General features: G+C 58.2%; 23 protein-coding genes and 1 riboswitch. Of the genes, 17 read left to right on the top strand and 6 right to left on the bottom strand.

The features are described 5' to 3' along the window. The first annotated feature begins 87 nt into the window (after positions 1 to 87). The 4 genes from NQ230_RS03915 (at position 88) to NQ230_RS03900 (ending at position 4,977) form a co-directional block, all read left to right on the top strand. Entirely contained in the window at positions 88 to 648 is a 561-nt protein-coding gene (locus tag NQ230_RS03915) for a fimbrial protein (protein ID WP_121424688.1), read from the top strand. A 74-nt stretch (positions 649 to 722) separates the two neighbouring features. Continuing rightward, a complete protein-coding gene (locus NQ230_RS03910) occupies positions 723 to 3,161 on the top strand; it encodes a fimbria/pilus outer membrane usher protein (protein WP_257260076.1) in 2,439 nt (812 codons plus the stop codon). A 9-nt stretch (positions 3,162 to 3,170) separates the two neighbouring features. Continuing rightward, positions 3,171 to 3,932, top strand: a complete 762-nt coding sequence (locus tag NQ230_RS03905) for a fimbrial biogenesis chaperone (protein WP_257261311.1) — start codon at positions 3,171 to 3,173, stop codon at positions 3,930 to 3,932. Beyond that, entirely contained in the window at positions 3,916 to 4,977 is a 1,062-nt protein-coding gene (locus NQ230_RS03900) for a fimbrial protein (RefSeq protein ID WP_257260074.1), read from the top strand. The genes NQ230_RS03905 and NQ230_RS03900 overlap by 17 nt, the downstream gene beginning before the upstream one ends. A gap of 44 nt (positions 4,978 to 5,021) precedes the next feature. Here NQ230_RS03900 and ribB read toward each other — a convergent pair whose 3' ends face one another. Continuing rightward, complete coding sequence (gene ribB, locus NQ230_RS03895) at positions 5,022 to 5,675, bottom strand: 3,4-dihydroxy-2-butanone-4-phosphate synthase (RefSeq protein WP_121424692.1); 654 nt, start codon at positions 5,673 to 5,675, stop codon at positions 5,022 to 5,024. 106 nt (positions 5,676 to 5,781) lie between these two features. Next, positions 5,782 to 5,932: riboswitch (FMN riboswitch) on the bottom strand. 119 nt (positions 5,933 to 6,051) lie between these two features. On the opposite strand from ribB, the gene ubiK reads away from it, so the two are divergent. Then, positions 6,052 to 6,348 (top strand): ubiquinone biosynthesis accessory factor UbiK, encoded by a 297-nt coding sequence (gene ubiK, locus NQ230_RS03890; RefSeq protein WP_014071796.1) that lies wholly within the window; start codon positions 6,052 to 6,054, stop codon positions 6,346 to 6,348. Between the two features lie 116 nt (positions 6,349 to 6,464). Here the strand turns inward: ubiK and hldE are convergent, their stop codons facing one another. The 3 genes from hldE to NQ230_RS03875 are packed head-to-tail and all read right to left on the bottom strand — an operon-like array spanning position 6,465 to position 12,114. Continuing rightward, positions 6,465 to 7,895, bottom strand: a complete 1,431-nt coding sequence (hldE, locus tag NQ230_RS03885) for a bifunctional D-glycero-beta-D-manno-heptose-7-phosphate kinase/D-glycero-beta-D-manno-heptose 1-phosphate adenylyltransferase HldE (protein ID WP_029740691.1) — start codon at positions 7,893 to 7,895, stop codon at positions 6,465 to 6,467. Positions 7,896 to 7,935: 40 nt separating this feature from the next. Continuing rightward, positions 7,936 to 10,791 (bottom strand): bifunctional [glutamate--ammonia ligase]-adenylyl-L-tyrosine phosphorylase/[glutamate--ammonia-ligase] adenylyltransferase, encoded by a 2,856-nt coding sequence (glnE, locus tag NQ230_RS03880; protein WP_257260064.1) that lies wholly within the window; start codon positions 10,789 to 10,791, stop codon positions 7,936 to 7,938. 21 nt (positions 10,792 to 10,812) lie between these two features. Next, positions 10,813 to 12,114, bottom strand: a complete 1,302-nt coding sequence (locus tag NQ230_RS03875; RefSeq protein WP_257260063.1) for a CYTH domain-containing protein — start codon at positions 12,112 to 12,114, stop codon at positions 10,813 to 10,815. Between the two features lie 229 nt (positions 12,115 to 12,343). On the opposite strand from NQ230_RS03875, the gene NQ230_RS03870 reads away from it, so the two are divergent. Continuing rightward, a complete protein-coding gene (locus tag NQ230_RS03870) occupies positions 12,344 to 12,964 on the top strand; it encodes a TIGR04211 family SH3 domain-containing protein (protein ID WP_024906484.1) in 621 nt (206 codons plus the stop codon). Between the two features lie 60 nt (positions 12,965 to 13,024). Continuing rightward, positions 13,025 to 14,266 (top strand): multifunctional CCA addition/repair protein, encoded by a 1,242-nt coding sequence (locus NQ230_RS03865; RefSeq protein WP_257260062.1) that lies wholly within the window; start codon positions 13,025 to 13,027, stop codon positions 14,264 to 14,266. Between the two features lie 10 nt (positions 14,267 to 14,276). Here NQ230_RS03865 and bacA read toward each other — a convergent pair whose 3' ends face one another. After that, positions 14,277 to 15,098 (bottom strand): undecaprenyl-diphosphate phosphatase, encoded by an 822-nt coding sequence (gene bacA, locus NQ230_RS03860; protein WP_023333446.1) that lies wholly within the window; start codon positions 15,096 to 15,098, stop codon positions 14,277 to 14,279. A 105-nt stretch (positions 15,099 to 15,203) separates the two neighbouring features. After that, positions 15,204 to 15,572 carry a bifunctional dihydroneopterin aldolase/7,8-dihydroneopterin epimerase gene (folB, locus tag NQ230_RS03855; RefSeq protein WP_045888206.1) on the bottom strand — a complete coding sequence of 123 codons (369 nt, stop codon included), beginning with the start codon at positions 15,570 to 15,572 and terminating at the stop codon, positions 15,204 to 15,206. Positions 15,573 to 15,679: 107 nt separating this feature from the next. Between folB and plsY the strand changes: the two genes are divergently transcribed. The 10 genes from plsY (at position 15,680) to ureG (ending at position 23,520) form a co-directional block, all read left to right on the top strand. Then, complete coding sequence (gene plsY, locus NQ230_RS03850) at positions 15,680 to 16,300, top strand: glycerol-3-phosphate 1-O-acyltransferase PlsY (protein ID WP_023309216.1); 621 nt, start codon at positions 15,680 to 15,682, stop codon at positions 16,298 to 16,300. Positions 16,301 to 16,384: 84 nt separating this feature from the next. Further along, positions 16,385 to 17,851, top strand: a complete 1,467-nt coding sequence (locus tag NQ230_RS03845) for an MFS transporter (protein WP_257260061.1) — start codon at positions 16,385 to 16,387, stop codon at positions 17,849 to 17,851. Positions 17,852 to 18,040: 189 nt separating this feature from the next. Continuing rightward, a complete protein-coding gene (locus tag NQ230_RS03840) occupies positions 18,041 to 18,868 on the top strand; it encodes an urease accessory protein UreD (protein WP_257260060.1) in 828 nt (275 codons plus the stop codon). Positions 18,869 to 18,878: 10 nt separating this feature from the next. Beyond that, positions 18,879 to 19,181, top strand: coding sequence for an urease subunit gamma (locus tag NQ230_RS03835; RefSeq protein ID WP_006811999.1), 303 nt, complete (start codon positions 18,879 to 18,881; stop codon positions 19,179 to 19,181). 10 nt (positions 19,182 to 19,191) lie between these two features. Beyond that, complete coding sequence (locus NQ230_RS03830; protein WP_257260059.1) at positions 19,192 to 19,506, top strand: urease subunit beta; 315 nt, start codon at positions 19,192 to 19,194, stop codon at positions 19,504 to 19,506. Beyond that, positions 19,499 to 21,202 carry an urease subunit alpha gene (ureC, locus tag NQ230_RS03825; RefSeq protein ID WP_257260054.1) on the top strand — a complete coding sequence of 568 codons (1,704 nt, stop codon included), beginning with the start codon at positions 19,499 to 19,501 and terminating at the stop codon, positions 21,200 to 21,202. Before NQ230_RS03830 ends, ureC begins: the two co-directional genes overlap by 8 nt. Positions 21,203 to 21,211: 9 nt before the next feature. Continuing rightward, positions 21,212 to 21,670: an urease accessory protein UreE gene (gene ureE / locus NQ230_RS03820; protein ID WP_257261310.1), complete on the top strand. Its 459-nt coding sequence runs from the start codon at positions 21,212 to 21,214 to the stop codon at positions 21,668 to 21,670. 9 nt (positions 21,671 to 21,679) lie between these two features. Further along, positions 21,680 to 22,219, top strand: a complete 540-nt coding sequence (locus NQ230_RS03815; RefSeq protein ID WP_121424702.1) for a HupE/UreJ family protein — start codon at positions 21,680 to 21,682, stop codon at positions 22,217 to 22,219. After that, a complete protein-coding gene (locus NQ230_RS03810; protein WP_252033708.1) occupies positions 22,219 to 22,893 on the top strand; it encodes an urease accessory protein UreF in 675 nt (224 codons plus the stop codon). Before NQ230_RS03815 ends, NQ230_RS03810 begins: the two co-directional genes overlap by 1 nt. A 9-nt stretch (positions 22,894 to 22,902) precedes the next feature. Next, the gene (gene ureG, locus NQ230_RS03805) at positions 22,903 to 23,520 is read left to right on the top strand and encodes an urease accessory protein UreG (protein ID WP_023333456.1); all 618 of its coding nucleotides are present in this window, start codon (positions 22,903 to 22,905) and stop codon (positions 23,518 to 23,520) included. The last annotated feature ends 64 nt before the right edge of the window (positions 23,521 to 23,584 follow it).

Below are 23,584 nucleotides of genomic sequence, written 5' to 3'. Positions count from 1 at the left end.
CATTCCCTCCTCTTTAGACCGTATACTTTACGAGTATTCTGAAATTTAATATTCAGTTTATGAATTCATTTGAAAAAGGATATTTTCATGTATATGGGTAAAAAAGTTCTGTTAGCCGTTGCTATGGCTGCGATTGTATCGGGTTCTGCCTTTGCTGACGACCAGGGTTCGGGCAAAATCAAATTCAAAGGCGTTGTTATTGATGCGCCTTGCAGTATTGCACCAGACAGCGTTGATAAAGAAGTCGATCTCGGTGAAGTGACCACTGCCGTCATCAACGCCAACAAAAAGTCTACCGCTGTTCCGGTTGATATCAACCTGGAAAACTGCCAGCTTGACGATCCGGCGGATGAAACGGACACGCCAATTACCAAAGTCGATGTCACCTTCACCAGCTCAGCAACAGACGCGACGGATACCAGCCTGATGACCAACACCTACGCAAGTGGCGCACAGAACGTGGGTGTTCGTCTTCTGGATAACGCCGAAGCCAACATTACGCTGGGTGCGGCAAACGAAGTGGATCTGCTGGCTGGTTCCACCACGCAAACGCTGCACTTCAAAGCGTTAATGGAAGTACTGTCAGGCAAAACCGCTACGGCGGGTCAGGTTGAAGCCACCGCTAACTACGTTCTGGCGTATAAATAATAACTTCGCATCACGGTATAAACCGGCTGGCATGTAATGCAGCCGGCATTCTATATTTTTCGAGTAACAGGACGATGACATACAAATTACAATGGATAATCATTATTACGTCCCTGTTAATGACGAAAACTGCTTCCGCGACTGAATTTAACATTAATGCAATTGATAAAGATCATCGCGGTAGCGTTGACTTATCTCTTTTCAAAGATCAAATCGCCGTTACGCCAGGTAACTATTTTGTTACGGTTTCTATTAATGATATTCCGCTGGCAAACGGCTGGCAGCTTCGCTGGCGAGAAATGAATGATCAGGTACAGGTCTGTATTCCACCTGAACTGGCCGATACCTTTGCTCTGCAGGACTCCATTCGCAGCGCCCTGCCAGAAAAAGAGGGATGCATTGATTTTTCATCCAGACCCGATATTAAGTTTACCTTTGACCAGGCCAGCCAGACGCTCAAGGTGACCGTCCCGCAGGCATGGCTACAGTACCGTGCCGCAGACTGGATGCCGCCATCCACCTGGGACAACGGCGTGCCTGGCGTATTGCTGGATTACAACCTGTTCGCCAGTCATTACCAGCCCAATAATGGCTCTGGCACGGACAACGCCAACACCTACGGCACCGCGGGTGCAAATATGGGCGCGTGGCGGTTGCGCAGCGATTATCAGTACACGCAAACGCATACCAGTGCCGGTTCCGAACATGATGGACGCTTTTCACGCGTTTATATGTTCCGTCCCCTGCCGTCGCTTGGGGCGAAATTAACCCTTGGCGAAACGGATTTCCAGTCTGCCATTTTTGATGCTTTCACCTATACCGGTGCATCCCTGATTAGCGATGAGCGTATGCTGCCGTGGTCGCTACGCGGTTACGCGCCGCAAATTACCGGCATCGCGCAAACCAACGCCACGGTTACCGTCAGCCTTGCCGATCGCGTGATTTACCAGAGCAAAGTCCCGCCTGGTCCCTTTGTGATTCAGGATCTTAACCAGTCTGTCCAGGGTACGCTGGACGTTAAGGTGACGGAAGAAGATGGGCGCGTTAGCACCTTCCAGGTCTCTGCAGAATCGGTGCCGTTTTTAACCCGCAAAGGTCAGGTTCGTTACAAGCTGGCGACCGGGAAAGCGCGCAAGGACGCCTCGCATGACGTTGAAGATAACGCGTTTCTGAGCGGGGAATTCTCCTGGGGGATGCTGTCACAAACCTCCCTCTATGGCGGTACGCTCGCCGATGGCGATCATTATCGGTCCGTCGCCGCCGGGATCGGCCAAAACATGGAGTACCTGGGCGCCCTCTCTTTCGACGTCACGCAGGCGACCAGCCAGTTGCCCAATCAGAATAGCCAGACGGGCTACAGCTACCGCTTTAACTACAGCAAGCGTTTCGATACCACAGGCAGCCAGCTGACGCTCGCCAGCTATCGCTACTCCGACCCACAGTTCCTGAGCTACGCTCGTTTCCTGGATTATGACAATAACGATCGGCAGTCAGAAAAACAGACGCTCAGCGTGACCGCAAGCCAGTACATTTCTGCGTTATCGCTCAACCTCTATGTGAACATGCTGCGCCAGACCTGGTGGAACGACTCGCCCTCCACAACGGGCAGCGTGACCGCAGGCTACAACTTTGATCTGGGCCGCTGGAAAAACCTGGGTGTCACCCTGTCGTGGAGTAAAACGCATTATGAAGATGAAGAGGACGATACGCAGTTCTATCTCTCGTTGAGCGTACCGCTCGATCCCGATCATCGTTTGAATTACGACCTGCGCAACAGCGACAGCCTGAGCCAGAACGTGTCGTGGTATGACACATCAGACCGCAATAATACCTGGGGCGTTTCCGCGGGGACCGAGAGCGAGAAGTCAGACGCAGGCGCACAGGTAAGCGGCAACTATCAGCATTATTCTCCTTATGGCGATCTGAATCTCTCCGGTAGCTATAAGGCTAATGAATACAATTCCCTGAGCGCTAGCTGGAACGGTTCGTTCACCTCGACGGCCAAAGGTGCCGCCCTGCACCGCCGCAGCTACGGTAATGAACCGCGTGTGATGGTCAGCACCGACGGCGTAGGCAACATTCCGCTGAACATGTCGCGGGATGAAACCAACCGGTTTGGTATTGGCGTTTTACCGTCCATCTCCAGCTATTCGCCCTCCAGCGTGCAGGTGAATATGAACAACCTGCCCGATGGCGTGGACGTGGACACCCGCGTCGTCACCTCAACCTGGACGGAAGGCGCGATTGGATATCGTCAGATTGCCACGCGTGCAGGCAATGATATCGCAGGCATCTTACGTACCGCTTCCGGTACGCCGCCGCTGGGCGCGGTTGTTCGCCTGCTGGAAAACGATAAGCAGATTGCTATGGTCGCCGATGACGGCCACGTCTGGCTCGGTGCCGTCGAGCCAGAGCAGCAGTTCCGCGTGACGTGGGGAGACAATCAGCAGTGTCGCTTCGCGTTACCTTCACACCTTGAAAACAGTATGCAGTTGATACTGCCATGTCAGTAAGAAACCATGATGAAATTAACCTCACTCAAAAGCCTGTGCCTGATGCTGGTCGGCACAGCATTCACCACCCACGCGGCCGTAAACCTCGACCGCACGCGCATTGTCTTCCCGGAAAGCGACAAAGCCAGCAGCCTGAAGGTTGAAAACCAGAGCAAGGCGCTGCCTTATCTGGCGCTCTCCTGGATTGAAGATGAAAAGGGCCGCAAAGAAGACACGCATTTCATGGCCCTCCCCCCTATTCAACGCATCGAAGCGGGATCCGCGTCGCAGGTCAGGATCGTTAAGCAAGCGACCACCAGCCAGCTGCCAAAAGACAGAGAATCCTTGTTCTATTTCAACCTGCGCGAAGTGCCGCCGAAAAGCAGCAGCGCCAGCGAGGAACGCAGCGTCATGCAGGTTGCGATGCAGAGCCGAATCAAACTGTTCTGGCGTCCAAAAGCGATTACCAAAAAGCCCGGTGAGCTGGCGGAAATGCGCATGGAAATTTCAGCCAATACCAAAGGGCTGACCGTGCATAACCCCACGCCGTATTACATCACCCTCGCGTGGCTCAGTAAGAATGCGAAGACCATGCTGCCGGGCTTTGACAGCCTGATGATCGCGCCTTTCGCAACGGCAACCACGTCTACAGGTGACTATCACGGCAACTACTACAGCATCGGTTACATCGACGATTACGGTGCGCTGAAAAAAGTCGACGCGCAGTGCGCCGGAACGGCTCAATGCACGCTCACCGAACGGAAGATCGATAAAGATGCGAAAGCTCACTAACCTACTGTTTATTCTGCTGGTTTCGGTACTGCCATTAAAAGAGGCGCTGGCGCTCGACTGCTATCTGGGTGGCTCCGGCGGTCCCGTTGAAGAAACCAAAACCATCTCGCCGTTTGCCATCCCCAGTAATGCGCAGGTGGGTGAAAAAATTTGGGAGTCGGATGACATCAAAATCCCGGTGACATGCGACCACAACGTTGTCAGCGGTTTTGAAAAAGAAGATATCTTCGCATGGGTAAACCCTTACCCTGCGGCTTCGGACCCTTACTATGAGCTTGGCGTGACCTATGAAGGGATGGATTACGATGCAACCGGCCAGCCTAATGGCGTTGACACTCGGCAATGTCTGGATAACCACAGTATTCTGATTTATACCCCTGACCAAATCCGTCAGATGGGTTGGGAAAACCTTATTTGTTCCGGGAATGCGGATGATATCCACACCTCGCGCACCTTTATCGCTCGTCTGCGCTTATATGTAAAAATCAAAGCCATGCCGCCCCACGGCTACGTCAGCTCGCTGGGCGATTACATCGTCGTCCAGTTTGACGGTAAAGGCGGCGTGAACCAGATGGCGGACGCAAAAAACCTCAAGTACCACATTACTGGGCTGCAAAACATTACCGTGCTGGACTGCGGGGCGGCGTTCAGTATTTACCCTGAGAACCAGGAGATTGATTTCGGAACCTTTAGCGCGCGCGATATTGTGAATCAACAGACGCGTAAAAGGACCTTTTCGGTGAAGACAACGAAGGTGCAGGATGCTCAGTGTTCAGATGGGTTCAAAATGGACTCGTCGTTCTATACAAGTGAATCGCTTACCGCCAACGATACCGCGCTGCTGATAGGCAATGGCCTGAAGCTGAGGATCCTTAACGGGACCGAGCCCTACGCCTTTAACCACTACAACGAATACGCGGATTTTACGGGCAGCACGCTGCAGTATCAGCAGGATTACACCGCAGAGCTGTCACCGGTCGAAGGAAAAGCGATCCAGTCCGGCCCGTTCGAAACGGTGGTGCTGTTCAAAATTAACTATCACTAGAAACAAAAAAGCCGGGTTTCCCCGGCTTTTTCACATCAGCCATTTCAGCTGGCTTTGCGCTCGTGCGCCTGGCGATACTCAACCAGATCTTCAATCGTCACGACCGGCATATTGTGCAGACGAGCAAAGGTGATGCACTCCGGCGCACGCGCCATGGTGCCGTCATCGTTGGTCAGTTCACACAGCACGCCTGCAGGTTTGAAGCCTGCCAGCGTCACCAGGTCGATGGTCGCTTCGGTGTGACCGCCGCGGGTCAGCACGCCGCCCGCCTGCGCACGCAGAGGGAAGACGTGGCCTGGACGATGCAGATCGGATGGCTTCGCACCGTCTGCAATCGCGGCACGTACGGTGGTCAGACGGTCAGCCGCAGACACACCGGTGGTCACGCCGTGCGCCGCTTCAATGGTCACGGTAAAACCGGTACCGAAGGCGCTGGTGTTGTTTTCGACCATCATCGGCAGCTCGAGCTGCTTACGACGATCTTCGGTAATACACAGGCATACGATGCCGCTGCCGTGACGGATGGTCAGCGCCATCTGTTCAACGGTCATGTTTTCGGCGGCGAAAATCATGTCGCCTTCGTTTTCACGGTTTTCATCGTCAAGCACCATCACACCGCGGCCTTCGCGCAGTGCATCCAGTGCTTGTTCAACACGTTGAGTTGAAGTGCCAAAAGAGGAAAGTAGCGTCTGATTCATGGTAAAAAAACCTCATTAACATTATGGTTACCAGAATCAGGGCAGTCTTAGGAGCGCCGTATAAGCGGCAAAAAGATAACGTGAGCGGGCCCATGCCCGACTGGATCGTTACTCTCTCCCATCCGGACTCTAACCGTCGGCCCCGGAATTACACCGGATCTGCTGACCTTTGAGTTTTCACCCAAAGCGCTCGCGGGCTTTCAGCGTCACGCTGATTTACCGCCGGTGGGGAATTTCGCCCCGCCCTGAGAATAAGCGAGATAACTATAACGCTATTGATTATCCTGGGCAATGCATAAGCATCAAACAATTTTGTTTACCCCGGGCATGACGCGCTACAATGGACACTAACACCTTTCCATCAAGGGAAACGACAATGATTGACCCGAAAAAAATTGAGCAGATCGCGCGTCAGGTTCATGAATCGATGCCAAAAGGCATTCGTGAATTTGGTGATGACGTAGAAAAAAAAATCCGCCAGACGCTGCAGGCGCAGTTGGTTCGCCTTGATTTAGTCAGCCGCGAAGAGTTTGACGTGCAGACCCAGGTTCTGCTGCGCACCCGCGAGAAGCTGGCGCTGCTGGAACAGCGTCTGACCGAGCTGGAAAACCGTAATGCGCCGGAAGAAGTGAAGCCGGCACCGGCTATTCCACCGGTGGACGACCAGGAGTAAGTGCGGCCTGTTGTGCCCGGTGGCGGCTACGCCTTACCGGGCCTACATGAACGCGTAGGTCGGGTAAGGCGCAGCCGCCACCCGACATAAAAAAAACGGGCCAGATGGCCCGTTTTTTACTGACTGTCTTTCTGGATCTTCTTGATGATGTTGGTAGTGGAACACCCGTCCTCAAAATTGAGCACCATCACTTCACCGCCGTTAGCCCAGACCTCTTCGCTACCCGCGATTTGCTCCGGTTTGTAATCCCCGCCTTTTACCAGCAGGTCCGGCAGAATGCCGGCAATCAGGCGCTGCGGCGTGTCTTCTTCAAACGACACCACCCAGTCCACCGCTTCCAGCGCGCCGAGCACAATCATGCGCTGCTCGAGCGGGTTCACCGGACGCGTTTCACCCTTCAGGCGCTTCGTCGACGCATCGCTGTTGACCGCCACAATCAGGCGATCGCCCAGCTTGCGCGCGTTCGCCAGATACGAAACGTGGCCCGCGTGCAGGATGTCAAATACGCCGTTGGTCATCACCACTTTTTCACCACGCTTGCGCGCGGCGGCGACGGCCACCTTCAGCTCGTCTTCGGTCATGACGCCAAAACCGGTATCCGCACGCCCGCGCACCGCGTTTTCCAGCTCGATTGGCGAAACGGTTGAGGTCCCAAGCTTACCGACGACCACGCCCGCCGCGGCGTTGGCGAAGTAGCACGCCTCTTCCAGCGAGTTTCCTGCTGCCAGCGTTGCCGCCAGCACGCCGATCACCGTATCACCGGCACCGGTCACGTCGTACACTTCCTGCGCCTGAGTTGGCATATGCAGCGGCGCTTTGCCCGGCTGCAGCAGCGTCATCCCCTGCTCGGAGCGGGTGACCAGCAGCGCGGACAGCTCAAAGTCAGCAATGATCTTCATGCCGCGCTCAACCAGCTCTTCTTCGGTTTTGCACTTGCCCGCCACCGCTTCGAACTCGGAGAGGTTTGGCGTCAGCAGGGTTGCGCCGCGATAGCGCTCAAAATCGGTCCCTTTCGGGTCGATCAGCACCGGGACGTTGGCTTTACGCGCCAGCTGAATCATCGTCTTCACACTGGCCAGCGCGCCTTTGGCGTAGTCGGACAGCACCAGCGCGCCGATATTGCCCAGCGCCTGGTTGATACGCTCGTGCAGCGGCTCGGGATCAACGCCCTCGAAACCTTCTTCAAAGTCGAGGCGGATCAGCTGCTGGTTGCGCGACAGCACGCGCAGCTTGGTGATGGTCGGGTGGGTCGGAACAGAAACGAAGTCGCACTTCACGTTCACGTCCGCCAGCGACTTGCTCAGCGCGCGCGCCGCATCGTCGATGCCGGTCAGGCCAACCAGACGCGACTGCGCGCCCAGAGAGGCAATGTTCATCGCCACGTTTGCCGCGCCGCCGGGACGCTCTTCAATGGTGTCGACCTTAACCACCGGTACCGGTGCTTCCGGAGAGATGCGGCTGGTAGGCCCATACCAGTAGCGATCCAGCATCACATCCCCAACAACCATTACCCCAGCACGTTCAAACTCTGGCAGTGTTACTTTCATTCCTGACTCCAGAAAGATTCACAATTTGCGCGCGATAATATCACACTTGATTTGTTACGCACGGTTCCACCAGCCACTTCTGCCAGCTGGCCGTTACCTGAGCACGTTCATGAGCAAAACTGTCCAGCGCCACGTGCCCCGGTTCCTCCTGCAGCGCCAGGTGATGAAGCTCGTCGCGAAGCGTCGTGTAGGCACGGGTTAAGGCCTGCGCCTCCTGCTCGTCCATGATGTCGTTTTGCGCCAGCAGTTCCAGAATGCGCACGTTATCCGACCAGCGCGTCAGCTTCGGCTTGTCATGGGCGTGCAGCAGCACCAGATACTGGGTGATGAATTCAATATCGGTAATCCCGCCCTCGTCGGCTTTAATATCAAAGCGATCGCGATGTTTATTGCCGAGATGCGCGCGCATTTTTTCGCGCATTTCACGCACTTCCGTTTGCAGCGTGCTGCCATCACGCACGATGGTCATAACCTCCCTGCGGATGACGTCAAATTGCGTTTTGAGCTGCGGATCGCCATACACCACGCGAGCGCGCACCAGCGCCTGATGCTCCCACGTCCAGGCTTCGTTCTTCTGGTAATCGGCGAAGGAGTCCGTTGAGGTCACCAGCATGCCCGCCGCGCCGGACGGACGCAGGCGCGCATCCACTTCATACAAAATGCCCGACGAGGTGCGGGTACTGAACAGGTGCATGATGCGCTGCGCCAGGCGCAGGTAGAACTGGCGCCCGTCAATCTCACGCTCGCCGTCGGTCATCACGTCAACCGGGCAGTCGTGCAGGAAGATTAAATCCAGATCGGAGCTATAGCCCAGCTCCCAGCCGCCGAGCTTGCCGTACCCCACGACTGCAAAGCCGCGTCCTTCACGATCGGCCAGGTGTTTCGGCTGGCCGTAGCGCGCCACCATCTGTACCCACGCCTGATGCACTACCGCGTCGATGATCGCCTCTGCCAGCCAGGTTAAGTGATCGCTCACTTTCATCACCGGCAGCGTTCCGGCGATATCCGCCGCCGCCACGCGCAGCATCTGCGCCTGCTTAAACTGACGCAGCGCCTCCAGCTGTTGCTCTTCGTCTTCTTCCGGCACGCGCAGCAGATACTGACGCAGCTCGTCCCGGTAGGCATCCGTCGCCGTTGGCTGATACAGCGTGTTCGGGTCGAGCAGCTCATCCAGCAGCAGCGGGTAACGCGCCAGCTTGTTGGCCACCATCGGCGACGCGGCGCAGAGCGTAATCAGGTGCTTGAGTGCCCCCGGAAACTCGCTCAGGAGCTCCAGATAGGTGGTACGCGTGATAATCCCGCTCAGCAGCGGCATCATGCGCGACACCGGCACCGGCGCGTCCGCCCGCGAGCAGACCTCGCTCAGCAGGTGCGGCATCAGGTGATCCAGCACCTGACGGCCGCGTGGACCGATGGCGCGTTTGTTCAGCTCAAGACGGAAATCCGCGATCAGCGCCACCACGCGGTGGCGCGCGTCGTCGGTTAAGTGCGTCAGCACCGGCGTGGTGTCATCTTCCTGAAGCGCGTCCTGCCACAGCTCGCGCCAGTGCTCGGAAAGCGCATCGTCCTGCGATTCACTTTCGTCATCACCGATCAGCTCGTTAAAGATGCGGCGCACGCCCGCCATATGGGCGTCAAGCCGTTCGGTTAACGCTGACCAGTCGTCCACGCGCATGCCCCAGGCCAGACGCGCCCGGTTAAGGTCATCGCCCGGCAGGGTCTGGGTCTGTTCGTCGTTGATGCTTTGCAGCAGGTTTTCCAGACGGCGCAGGAACAGATAGGCCTCGCGCAGGGTTTGCGCGTCGCCGTCCGGCAGCAGGTGCAGCTGCTCGATGGCGCTCAGCGTCGGCAGCAGCGAGCGGGACTGCAGGGACGGCTCACGGCCGCCACGAATAAGCTGGAAGACCTGAACGATAAATTCGATTTCGCGAATGCCGCCCGCGCCGAGCTTGATGTTGTCCTTCAGACCACGACGGCGCACCTCACGGGCAATCATCCCTTTCATGTTACGCAGGGACTGGATCACGCTGAAGTCGATATAGCGACGGAACACGAACGGGCGCAGCATGGCGCGCAGCTCGTTGGCGTAAGCGTCGTCGCTGTCGCCCATTATCCGCGCTTTAACCATCGCATAGCGCTCCCAGTCGCGCCCCTGCTCCTGGTAGTAATCTTCCAGCGCGGCAAAGCTCAGCACCAGCGGGCCGCTGTCGCCAAACGGCCGCAGGCGCATGTCCACGCGGTAAACAAAACCGTCCTGCGTCGGCTGATCCAGCGCCTTAATCAGACGCTGGCCGAGACGGGTAAAGAACTGGGCGTTGTCCAGCTCGCGACGGCCGCCGCGCGTGGAGCCGTTCTCAGGCCAGGCAAAAATCAGGTCGATGTCGGAGGAGAAGTTCAGCTCGCAGCCGCCCAGCTTGCCCATCCCCAGAATCAACAGCGGCTGAGGAACCCCTTCCTCGCTGCACGGCGTGCCCCACTCTTTACAACAGGCGGCGTAGAGCCAGTCGCGCGCGGCGACAATCAGCGTTTGCGCCAGCTCGCTTAGCTGCTGCAGCGTGCTCTCTTCGCTCACCAGCTCCAGCGACTGCGCCCAGGCAATGCGCACCATCACCCGACGGCGGAACTGGCGCAGGACGCGCATCAGCGTGGCTTCATCCGCAACGTCTTCGAGCGCAGTTTGCAGCCAGCCGGCGTAATGCCGCCACTCGTCCGCCTGCGGCGGCGCGTTCTCAAGCTCTGCCAGCCAGTCCGGGTTGGCGGCGATACTTTCCTGCACAAAATCACTGAAGGCGAGCACGCTCTTCGCCTGCTCGCTTAACGATGACGCCGGTAATGACTCAGGCAGACGTTCGCAAACGGTCTGCCACTGCTGCTGTAACGCTGAAGAAAGCGGCATTATAGGGGTTCCTTGCCAGAGTTAACGTTTTCCGCTGTGCAGCCAGAACGGCTCCTGCGAAATGGCCTCGTTACGGAAATGCTCAATCTCAATATGCTGGCGGGTTTCAATGGCATGCTTCAGACCCTGCCAGTTCTCCAGCCAGGCCTGCGCCTTCACGCCGTCATAGGCACCGGAAAGCAGCACCATGCTGTCGATGTTGCGCGACAGACGGGGAAGCTGATCGCCATACTGGTCGCCCAGCGGGTAAGCAAACGTAGTCTTCAGTTCGGCGGCATGACGGGAAAGATGAATATCCGCGAAACGCTTAAAGTTTTCCGCGATTTTGGCCTCTGCTTTCGCATCCAGGAAGGCGCGCCAGCCGCGCGTCACCAGGAACTCGGTCAGCGCCAGTTTTGCCGTCGCGGCTTGCGGGCTGTAGATCGCCGTTTGCGCCGATACGTCGGAGAGCATCAGCGTTTCGGTTTGCGTCAGCAGGTCACGTAAGTGAGCGCTCGCTTTGCGAGGAACAATACCGCCGAACAGCGTCAGGGTATGGCGCACCAGGGCGATCGCCGCCAGCACGTGGGATTTCGCGTTTTTCACATTTCGCACCCACAGCTCTTCATGGTACTGCCACTGAGAAAGCGCCAGCTCCAGCGCGGCTTCCAGACCCTGCTCAACGCTGGCTTTCGGCGCAACGTGCAGGATGGTCGTCTCTTTCAGCACGCGCGGCGCATTTCCGGCGGCCAGATGGTAACCCCGCGCGGCTTTACTCAGGCTTCCCTGACGTAACCCGGACTGGTTCACCAGCCTGCGCGCCAGCTTCAGCACGTCATTTGCGTCCCCTTCCAGCAGCTCAAGCTCCAGTTCGCAAATCGGTTCCTGGAACTCACCCGCCTTCACTTCCCCCAGATCGAGGGCGATTTCGATGCGGCTTTTGCCCTCGGTCACCAGCCATTTTTCGCGCCAGAAATCGGTGCTGAACAGCGGCTGTACCTGCTCCGCCAGCGTGGAAGGCAGCTCGCCTTCCGGCCAGACTTCCGCCGGGAAACGGTCCAGCTCAAGTTCTGGCGTGCTGATGTCGATATTGTATTCCGGGCGCTGGTGTAAACCGCCGACCACGCGGCCGGCAATTTTCATCGTCATCTCGTAGCGCCCGCTCGCGCCGCGGATGCGCAGCCCCATATCGTGGCGGCGAAGCCAGTTGTCTGGCGTTTCGTAATAGATATTAAGCAGTTGTACCGGTGCATGGTGTTCGCCGGAAAGCGTATGCAGATGCTGGCGGAGTGCGTCAACGCTGTCTTTTTCGACGATAAACTTTAATTCGATTTCTTGTGCCATAGCCTTGTACTTTTGCGTGCGTCACAGACGCGTCAATGAGGGCGAACTTCCTCGCCATTTGTTTGTCAGTACATAGTATTTTGCGCCAAATTGCCATGCAATGAGCAATTTGTCGGGCGTAAATCTGTAGAGTCGTGACACAGATGATTCTGATTGCTGACGAATGCTTTGCGTAGAGACACTGTTGCCACTACTATCGTTCCACTATTTATGAAAATAACGACTAATGATGCTTAAATTACGCCTGATTGGACTTACTTTACTCGCTTTTAGCGCCGCAACCGCAGTGCACGCTGAAGAGAAGCGTTACGTTTCTGACGAACTGAACACCTGGGTACGCAGTGGCCCCGGAGATAATTATCGCCTCGTGGGCACGGTGAATGCCGGCGAGGAAGTCACCCTGTTACAGACCAACGCGGACACCAACTATGGTCAGGTTCGCGACAGTACCGGTCGCACTTCCTGGATCCCGCTGAAAGAGCTGAGCACCGTGCCAAGCCTGCGCACGCGCGTGCCGGATCTGGAAAACCAGGTGAAGACCCTGACCGACAAGCTGAACAACATCGACGGCACCTGGAACCAGCGCACCGCTGAAATGCAGCAGAAAGTGGCGCAAAGCGACGGTGTGATTAACGGTCTGAAAGAAGAGAACCAGAAACTGAAAAACGAGCTGATTGTCGCGCAGAAGAAGGTGAATGCCGCCAATCTGCAGCTCGACGACAAACAGCGCACCATTATCATGCAGTGGTTTATGTATGGCGGCGGCGTGCTGGGCGTGGGGCTGGTACTGGGTCTGGTGCTGCCGCATCTGATCCCAAGCCGTAAGCGTAAAGACCGCTGGATGAACTAATTCGTCTTCTCTGCCAGACTTACGTATTATTCTGGAAAAGAGAAAACGGGAGAGTTGGGCGTGAAGAGTTATCTGGTCGGTGGTGCGATACGTGATGCGTTGTTAGGTCTGCCGGTCAAAGATAAAGACTGGGTGGTGGTTGGCGCCACCCCTGAAGAGATGCTCGACGCGGGCTACCAGCAGGTAGGCCGCGATTTTCCCGTGTTTCTGCACCCGAAAAGCCGTGAAGAGTATGCCCTGGCGCGTACCGAGCGGAAATCGGGCTCGGGCTATACGGGCTTCACCTGCTATGCCGCGCCGGACGTGACGCTGGAGCAAGATCTCCTGCGCCGCGATCTCACCATCAACGCGCTGGCGCAGGACGAGCACGGGCAGATCGTTGACGCCTATGGCGGTCAGGACGATCTGCGCAATCGTCTTTTACGCCACGTTTCCCCGGCTTTTTCTGAAGATCCGCTCCGCGTGCTGCGCGTGGCGCGCTTTGCCGCGCGTTACGCCCATCTCAGTTTCCGTATTGCCGATGAGACAATGGCGCTGATGACCGCCATGACCGAGGCGGGCGAGCTTGAACACCTGACGCCAGAGCGCGTCTGGAAAGAGACGGAAAATGCGCTCACCACGCGTAACCCGCAGGTCTTTTTCCAGGTCCTGCGCGACTGCGGCGCGCTGAAGGTGCTGTTCCCGGAAATAGACGCGCTGTTTGGGGTACCTGCCCCGGCAAAATGGCACCCGGAAATTGATACCGGCGTACACACGCTGATGACGCTCAGCATGGCGGCCATGCTCAGCCCTGACGTGGACGTGCGCTTTTCCACCCTGTGCCACGATCTCGGCAAAGGCCTAACGCCAAAAGAATTCTGGCCTCGCCACCACGGCCACGGCCCGGCAGGGGTGAAGCTGGTCGAGGGGCTGTGTCAGCGTCTGCGCGTGCCGAACGAGATCCGCGATCTGGCGAAACTGGTGGCCGAGTTCCACGACCTGATCCACACTTTCCCGATCCTGAAACCGGCCACCATCGTTAAGCTTTTCGATAACATCGACGCCTGGCGCAAACCCCAGCGCGTAGAGCAAATTGCGCTGACCAGCGAAGCTGACGTGCGCGGTCGTACCGGGTTTGAAGCGTGCGATTACCCGCAGGGACGTTTACTGCGTAAAGCCTGGGACGTAGCGAAAGCGGTGCCCACGAAGGACGTTGTCGAAGCAGGATTCAAAGGACCGGAAATTCGCGAAGAACTCACGAAACGGCGAATTCAGGCGGTGTCGGACTGGAAGGAAAAGCATTGCCCTCAGCCGAAAGACTGAGGGCCATCGGTCAGAAGAAGACCACGTACACCGCAGCCGCCACAATAAAGCGATAGATCGCGAACGGAATAAACGAGATACGCTTAATCAACTGCAGGAAGGTTTTGATGGCGATCAGCGCCACGATAAACGCAGTGATAAAGCCGACGGCGAACATTGGAATGTCGCCAGCCGTCAGGAAGTGATAGCTCTTATAGACGTCGAGTACGGTGGCGCCCATCATCATCGGCACCGCCAGCAGGAACGAAAACTCTGACGCGGCGTAACGGCTTACGCCCATCAGCATCCCGCCGGAGATGGTAGCGCCTGAACGCGAGAAGCCCGGCCACAGAGCCAGACACTGGAAGCAGCCAATGATAAACGCCTGACGATACGTCATATCGTCCAGACCTTCCGCGCGCGGCGTTTTTGGCTTCAGCACTTCCGCGGCGATCAGCAGGAAGCCCCCCACCACCAGCGCGTACATCACGTTAATCGGGTTAAACAGAGACTTGATGGCGTCGTGGAAAACCAGGCCCAGCACCACTGCAGGGATCATCCCGAGCAGAATATGGATCAGTGACAGACGACCTTTACCGGCCCCCTCGTGCTGAGGCGGACGACCAAAATGGATGCCGATCAGGCCAAACAGGCGACGCCAGAACATCACGACTACCGCCAGAATAGACCCCAGCTGGATCACCACTTCAAACGTTTTCGCGGTATCCCCTTCAAAGCCCAGCAGATGGCCAACGATAATCATATGGCCCGTACTGGAAACCGGCAAAAACTCCGTCAATCCTTCGACCACACCCAGTATTGCCGCCACCAGCAGCGAGTGCATATCGCTCATCTATAAACCCCTAAAAAGATATAAAAAAACGGTGCCCCATACGGGCAACCGATAAGATACAGTCTTGAGACCGGTATAACCTAAAATGGTTTAGCAATTATGACGTTAATTCTTGCCTTTCAGATTTGTGCCACGCTCAATGATGACGCCAACATTGGCGGCGCGCGCCACCGCGCCCGGCTTGCTCAGCTTGATGCGCACCCACGGTGAGTTGAATTTTTTCAGCAGCAATTCTGCGACTTCTTCCGCCACCCGTTCAACCAGCGCAAAACGCTGCCCTTCAACGTGGGCGATGACCGCTTCACTGATGTCGGCATAGCTCAGACAGTCGTTCACGTCATCGCTTTTTGCCGATTTGCGGTTATCCCATCCCATTTCGATATCGAACACCAGCTTCTGCTCGATGGTCTGTTCCCAGTCGTAAACACCAATTGTGGTGATTACCGAAAGTTGCTCTATAAATACAATATCCATCACGACCTGCCTGCTTTTTGGCTAAACCGGATACCACTTCCGGCGAATTATGCGTATTATCCACAGATGCTGAGAATACAGATACCTTTTCAAAACGGAACAGCGTTATGAGTGCAATCGCGCCTGGAATGATCCTCCTCGCCTATCTTTGCGGCTCAATCTCCAGCGCCATTCTGGTCTGCCGCATTGCCGGGTTACCTGACCCGCGTGAAAATGGTTCCGGGAATCCGGGGGCGACCAACGTACTACGAATTGGCGGCAAGGGAGCAGCCGTAGCGGTTTTGATTTTTGATGTTCTGAAAGGGATGCTACCCGTCTGGGGCGCATATGCGCTGGGCGTCACGCCGTTCTGGCTGGGGCTCATTGCTATTGCTGCCTGCGTCGGCCACATCTGGCCCGTATTCTTCGGCTTTAAAGGCGGTAAAGGTGTGGCGACCGCCTTTGGTGCCATTGCACCCATCGGCTGGGACTTAACCGGCGTCATGGCCGGGACCTGGCTTCTGACCATTCTGCTGAGCGGCTATTCGTCGCTGGGCGCTATCGTCAGCGCGCTGATCGCTCCGTTCTACGTCTGGTGGTTCAAACCCCAGTTCACCTTCCCGGTGTCGATGCTCTCCTGTCTTATCCTGCTGCGTCATCACGACAATATCCAGCGCCTGTGGCGTCGTCAGGAGACCAAAATCTGGACGAAGCTCAAGAGGAAGAAAAAAGACGCTCCTAAGGGTTAGTTATGCCTTATAGCCAAATGTGATTTTGGTCACCTTCTGCCTGTGGTAACTGTTAAGGACACAACACAACCACACAAGAAGAAAATGGCTGAAATCACAGATACCACTCCCCTTTCAACGGCAGGAAGCACCCCGGATGGCGACATCCAGTGGGTGCGCAGCGCATCGGATGTATCACGCCTCGTTAATGACGGTTCTCAGGGCCGGGCAAACGCCCGTATCGTGGTCGGTATCGCGCTGGGCGGAATTTTCCTCGATGCCTACGATCTGGGCGCGCTGGCATTCGGCATTAAAGACATCACCCGCGAATTTAACCTGACGCCCGCCGGTACCGGCATGGTGGCCTCGGCGATTACCTTTGGCGCTATCGTCGGGGCGCTGCTCGGCGGCTACCTCACGGATAAAATCGGGCGCTACCGCGTTTTTATGGCTGATATGGTGTTCTTCGTGGTGGCAGCCATCGCCTGTGCACTGGCCCCGAACGAATATGTGCTCGCGGGCGCCCGCTTTGTGATGGGGCTTGGGGTCGGGATCGACCTTCCCGTGGCGATGGCGTTTTTAAGCGAGTTCGCCAGGCTGAAAGGGCCCGGAAATAAGGCCTCCAGCGTCGCGATGTGGTGCCCCACCTGGTATGCCGCCATCAGCATCTCCTACCTGCTGGTGCTTTTCTTCTACGCCGTGCTGCCGGAAAGCCACAGCGACTGGCTCTGGCGTTTGATTCTCGGCTTTGGCGCGGTGCCCGCGCTGTTGATTATCGCCATCCGCAGCCGCTATATGAGCGAATCTCCGGTCTGGGCGGCGAATCAGGGCAACCTGAAAGAGGCGGCGTCCATTTTACGCCAGTCGTATAACATCAATGCCCACGTGCCGCAGGACGCGCTCAGCCAGCCCGCACCCGTCGTGAATAAAGCGAAATGGTCAAACTATCTGAACCTGTTCCGCGGCATCTACTTACGCCGCACGACGCTCGCTACGCTGCTTTCCGTCGTCTCGTCGTTTGCCTACAACGCCGTGGCGTTTGGTCTGCCGGTGATCATCTCCAGCTTCTTTGTCCAGTCAATGCTCACCACCATTCTCATTTCTCTGGTGCTTAACCTGCTGTTTGCCTTCGTCGGCGGACTGCTGGCGGTACGCTACGTGCCGCGCTTCGGCGCCTGGCGGATGTCGCTTGCGGGTTATGCCTGCCAGCTTGTCGCGCTACTGGGACTGGCGCTGATTGGCCGCCCCGAAGGCGCCTCTGAAGGGGTGCTCGCGGTCGCGATGCTGGCGCTATTCCTGTTCGGTCAGGGCTTCGGTCCGGGCGCGCATACCATGACGTTTGCCTCGCTGAGCTACCCGACCTCCCTGCGCGGCGTGGGCGTGGGTCTCAACCAGACGCTGATGCGCAGCAGCTCGACGCTGTCGCTATTCCTGTTCCCGCTGCTGGTCGCCTCGCTGGATACCGCCGTGTTCTGGGTGATTGCGCTGGCGCCGTTTATCGGCCTGGCGTCGCTGCTGGCGATCCGCTGGGAACCGTCCGGGTATGATGTGGATGCGGAGGATTATCGCTAGCCTTTCCTGCCGGGTGGCGCTGCGCTTACCCGGCCTACACTGCGCATTATCTTGTAGGCCCGTGCAAGCGTAGCGCCGCCGGGCGAAAATCACATGAGCCGTTTTTTATCCATAAGCGACTCATATGACAGGCTTCATTTCCGCCAGGGCATACTGAAACGACCCCGATGATGAGCGGATGGATGCAGCATGTTAGCAGCTCAGGTCACTGATAATACGTATAAAGGCTGGCAGGCATCGCTTGCCCTGCAGTTTTGTCACACCCCTGAGAAAACCCTCCTGCACTCCGCCCACCACGTCGGGCCGCTTACCGTTCAGCGTCCGTTTTATCCCGAAGGGGAAACCTGCCACCTTTATCTGCTGCACCCGCCCGGCGGAATTGTGGGCGGCGATACGCTGGACATTTCCGTTCGGCTGGACGCCAAAAGCCATGCGCTTATCACGATGCCCGGCGCCAGCAAGTTCTATCGCAGCAGCGGCCCGCAGGCGCGTCTTAGCCAGCATTTTTACCTCGAGGAAGATTCCACCCTGGAGTGGCTGCCGCAGGACACCATTATTTTTCCCGGCGCGAATGCCGCGCTGCGCTCCGTCTTCCACCTGAAGGCCTCCAGCACGCTGCTGGCGTGGGAGCTGTACTGCCTGGGCCGCCCGGTGATAAACGAAGCCTTCAGCCACGGCACCCTGGAGAGCCGCCTCGAGGTGTGGGTAGATGATGAGCCGCGCCTGATTGAGCGTCAGCATCTTAGCGGAGGCGATCTCACGCCCGTCGCCGGACATCCGTGGATCGGCACGCTGCTGTTCTACCCAGCCCGGGAAGAACATCTCGACGCAGTGCGCGAACGGCTCGCACCGCTGGAAAATTATGCGGGTGCAACGCTCACCGATGGCCTGCTGTCGGTGCGTTTTATCTCCCACGACAACCTGATTTGCCAGCGGGTGATGCGCGATATCTGGCAGTCGCTTCGCCCGCTTCTCACCACCAAACCCGCCTGTTCGCCGCGTATCTGGCAGACATAAGAGAAACGTTATGGAACTGACCCCCAGAGAAAAAGACAAGCTATTGCTGTTCACCGCCGCGCTGGTTGCCGAACGCCGCCTTGCGCGCGGGGTAAAGCTCAATTACCCGGAATCGGTCGCGCTAATCAGCGCCTTCATTATGGAAGGCGCGCGCGATGGCGAAACCGTCGCCTCGCTGATGGAGGCGGGCCGCCACGTCCTGAGGCGCGATCAGGTCATGGAGGGCGTCCCGGAGATGATCCCGGATATTCAGGTCGAAGCCACCTTCCCGGACGGATCGAAGCTCGTCACCGTCCATAACCCGATCGTCTAAGGAGCGCGTGATGATCCCAGGTGAATACCAGATCCAGCCCGGTAACATTGCCCTCAACGTCGGGCGTGAAACCCAACGCGTGGTTGTCGAAAACCACGGCGACAGGCCGATCCAGGTCGGATCGCACTACCACTTTTACGAGGTCAACCCGGCGCTAAAGTTCGATCGGGAAGCCACCAAAGGCTACCGGCTGAACATCCCGGCGGGCACCGCCGTGCGTTTTGAACCCGGCCAGAAGCGCGAAGTGACGCTGGTTCAGGTTACGGGCGCGCGGCGCATTTTCGGTTTTCGCGGCGAGGTGATGGGAGAGGTGAAACATGGCTGAGATTTCACGCCGGGCTTACGCCGATATGTTCGGCCCTACCACCGGCGATAAGGTGCGGCTGGCCGACAGCGAGCTGTGGATCGAAGTGGAAGACGACCTCACCACCTACGGCGAAGAGGTCAAGTTCGGCGGCGGGAAGGTGATCCGCGACGGCATGGGTCAGGGGCAGATGACCGCTGACGGCTGCGTGGATCTGGTGCTCACCAATGCGCTGATCGTCGATCACTGGGGGATCGTAAAAGCCGATATCGGCGTGAAGAACGGGCGGATCTTTGCCGTCGGGAAAGCCGGCAACCCGGACATTCAGCCCGCCGTAACGATCCCGATTGGTGCCGCGACGGAAGTGATCGCCGCCGAAGGGAAGATCGTCACCGCTGGCGGGATCGACACCCACATCCACTGGATCTGCCCGCAGCAGGCGGAAGAGGCGCTGGTCTCCGGCGTCACCACCATGATCGGCGGCGGCACCGGACCGGCGGCGGGCACCAACGCCACCACCTGTACGCCGGGGCCGTGGTATATCGCCCGCATGCTCCAAGCTGCCGATACGCTGCCGGTGAATATCGGCCTGCTCGGTAAGGGTAACGGCTCCAATCCGGATGCCCTGCGCGAGCAGATTGCCGCCGGTGCTATCGGGCTGAAGATCCACGAAGACTGGGGCGCGACGCCTGCGGCGATCAACTGCTCGCTGGAGGTGGCCGAAGAGATGGATATTCAGGTGGCGCTGCACAGCGACACGCTGAACGAGTCCGGTTTTGTCGAAGACACGCTGGCGGCCATCGCCGGGCGCACCATCCACACCTTCCACACCGAAGGGGCGGGCGGCGGCCACGCGCCGGATATCATCACCGCCTGCGCGCACCCGAATATTCTGCCCTCCTCCACCAACCCGACCTTGCCCTACACGGTGAACACCATCGACGAGCATCTCGACATGCTGATGGTCTGCCATCATCTCGATCCGGATATCGCCGAGGACGTGGCGTTTGCCGAATCCCGCATCCGTCGTGAAACCATCGCCGCGGAAGACGTGCTGCACGATATCGGCGCGTTCTCGCTCACCTCGTCAGATTCGCAGGCCATGGGCCGCGTCGGAGAAGTCATTATCCGCACCTGGCAGGTCGCGCACCGCATGAAGGTCCAGCGCGGCGCGCTGCCGGAAGAGACCGGCGATAACGACAACTTCCGCGTGAAGCGCTATGTCGCCAAATACACCATTAACCCGGCGCTCACCCACGGCATCGCCCACGAAGTCGGTTCGATTGAGGCGGGCAAGCTGGCGGATCTCGTGGTCTGGTCCCCGGCGTTCTTCGGCGTGAAGCCTGCCACCATCGTCAAGGGCGGAATGATCGCCTGCGCGCCGATGGGCGATATCAACGCCTCAATCCCTACGCCGCAGCCGGTGCATTACCGTCCGATGTTTGGATCGCTGGGCGCCGCGCGCCACGCCACCCGGCTGACGTTTATCTCGCAGGCCGCCAGTGCGAACGGCATCCCGCAGCAGCTCAGCCTGCAGAGCGCCACCGCGGTGGTGAAAGGCTGCAGGACGGTGAAAAAGGCGGACATGATCCACAACGGCCTGCAGCCGAATATCACCGTCGACTCACAAACCTACGAGGTGCGCGTCGACGGTGAACTGATAACCAGTGAACCGGCTGACGTTCTGCCGATGGCGCAACGCTATTTCCTGTTTTGAGGAGTAATGATGATCTATTTAACCCAACGCCTGGACCATGCCCACCCCGTAACCGCCAGCGTCACGCTGCCGATCGACGTGCGGGTGAAAAGCCGCGCCCGCGTATCGCTGAACGACGGCCGCGAAGCCGGGCTGATGCTGCCGCGCGGCCTGCTGCTGCGCGGGGGCGACCTGCTGACTACCGACGACGGTAGCGAGGTTGTCGAGGTGCTCGCCGCCCCGGAGTCCGTCTCCGTGGTGCGCTGCGCCGATCCGTTCCTGCTCGCCCGCGCCTGCTATCACCTGGGTAACCGCCACGTGCCATTACAAGTTATGCCCGGCGAACTGCGCTATCACCACGACCACGTTCTCGACGACATGCTGCGCCAGTTCGGGCTGGAGGTAGCCTACGCCAGCCTGCCGTTTGAACCGGAAGCGGGCGCTTACACCAGCGATGCCCACAGTCACTCTCACGCTCATTCACATTAAGGATTAATCATGCGCAAGTATTTACCTCTGCTGCTTCTGGCTTTTTCCGTTCCCGCGCTCGCGCATCCCGGCCACGGTGCCGACAGCTTTCAGGCCGGTTTTCTCCACCCGCTGACCGGGCTCGATCACCTGCTGATGCTCGCGGGCGCAGGCGTGCTCTCGGCGCTGAGCGGTCGCAAACTCCTGCTGCCGTTTGCCACCCTCGGGATGATGCTTGTCGGCGCCATTGCGGGTAGCCTGCTCGGCGGCTTCAGCGGTATGGAGATGCTGATTATCGCCTCGCTGGCGGTATCCGGCGTGATGATGTTTAAAACTGAAAACCGTCTGCTGCTGGCGGTGCCTGCCCTGGCAATGTTCCACGGCTGGGCGCACGGCGTGGAGATGTCCGGCCACAGCTTCTGGCTCTTCACCAGCGGGTTTATGCTCGCCAGCGCCACGGTGCTGTGCGCCAGTTTCGCCGCAGGGCTGCTGCTGCGCCGTCACGACGGCCTGCGTAAAACCTTCGGCGGCGGGCTGATTGTCTCCGCCCTGCTGGCGCTGATGAGCTGATGGAGCACGCTCGCCAGCGGCTGCGCCTGATGCAGCTCTCCAGCAGCAGCCTGCCGGTCGGGTCGTTTACCTGGTCGCAGGGGCTGGAGTGGGCCGTTGAGGCGGGCTGGGTCACGGACGCCGGGGCCTTTAAACGCTGGCAAATCCAGCAGATGGAGCAAAGCTTTTTCTGCGTCGACCTGCCGCTGTTTATCCGTCTTTATCAGGCCTGTGAGCAACGCGATCTTACTCATGCAAAACGCTGGACGGCATACCTTCTCGCCTGCCGGGAAACGCGCGAGCTGCGAGAAGAAGAGCGCAACCGCGGGGCGGCCTTTACGCGGCTGATTAAGAGCTGGGAACCTGACTGTCCGCCCGAATGGCTGCCGCTGTTTATGCAGAGCCAGCTCTGCGGCATGGCCTGGCTCGGCGTGCGCTGGGGCATTAGCGCGCGCGAGCTGGCGCTGAGTCTCGGCTACAGCTGGATGGAGAGCGCGGTGATGGCGGGCGTCAAGCTGGTGCCGTTTGGGCAGCAGGCCGCGCAGCAACTGATTATCGAACTGAGCGACCACTACGCCGCTGGTTTTGAACAGGCATTTTTACGTCGCGACGACGCGCTGGGGGCAGCAACGCCGCTGTCAGCCATCGCCTCCACTCGCCACGAAACCCAATATTCACGACTATTCCGTTCCTGAGGAGTCAACATGGCTGATTACAAACATCCCCTGCGCGTGGGCGTGGGTGGCCCGGTAGGATCGGGCAAAACCGCGCTGCTGGAAGCGCTCTGCAAGGCGATGCGCGATACCTATCATCTTGCGGTGGTGACCAACGATATCTATACCAAAGAGGATCAGCGCATTCTGACCGAGGCTGGCGCGCTGGAGCCGGAGCGCATCGTGGGCGTGGAGACGGGCGGCTGTCCGCATACCGCCATCCGCGAAGACGCCTCCATGAACCTGGCGGCGGTGGAAGCGCTCAGCGAGAAGTTCGGCAATCTGGATCTGATCTTCGTTGAAAGCGGCGGCGATAACCTCAGCGCCACCTTCAGCCCGGAGCTGGCGGATCTGACCATCTACGTCATCGACGTGGCCGAAGGGGAAAAAATTCCGCGCAAGGGCGGGCCGGGGATCACCAAATCCGATTTTCTGGTGATCAACAAAACCGATCTCGCGCCGTACGTCGGTGCGTCGCTGGAGGTGATGGAGCGCGACACCAACCGCATGCGCGGCGATCGTCCGTGGACGTTTACCAACCTGAAGGCAGGTGACGGGTTAGCGACGATTATTGCGTTTCTGGAAGAGAAAGGGATGCTGCGGGTGTAGTGCGGTTTATTGCACGTTAGCACACGTGGGTGTTGTAGGCCCGGTAAGCGCAGCGCCACCGGGC

Origin of the sequence: Enterobacter asburiae, assembly GCF_024599655.1 — a bacterium.
Classification (GTDB): domain Bacteria; phylum Pseudomonadota; class Gammaproteobacteria; order Enterobacterales; family Enterobacteriaceae; genus Enterobacter; species Enterobacter asburiae_D.
The sequence above is the reverse complement of the archived record's forward strand: the minus strand, read 5'-3'. Positions and strand labels throughout refer to the sequence as shown.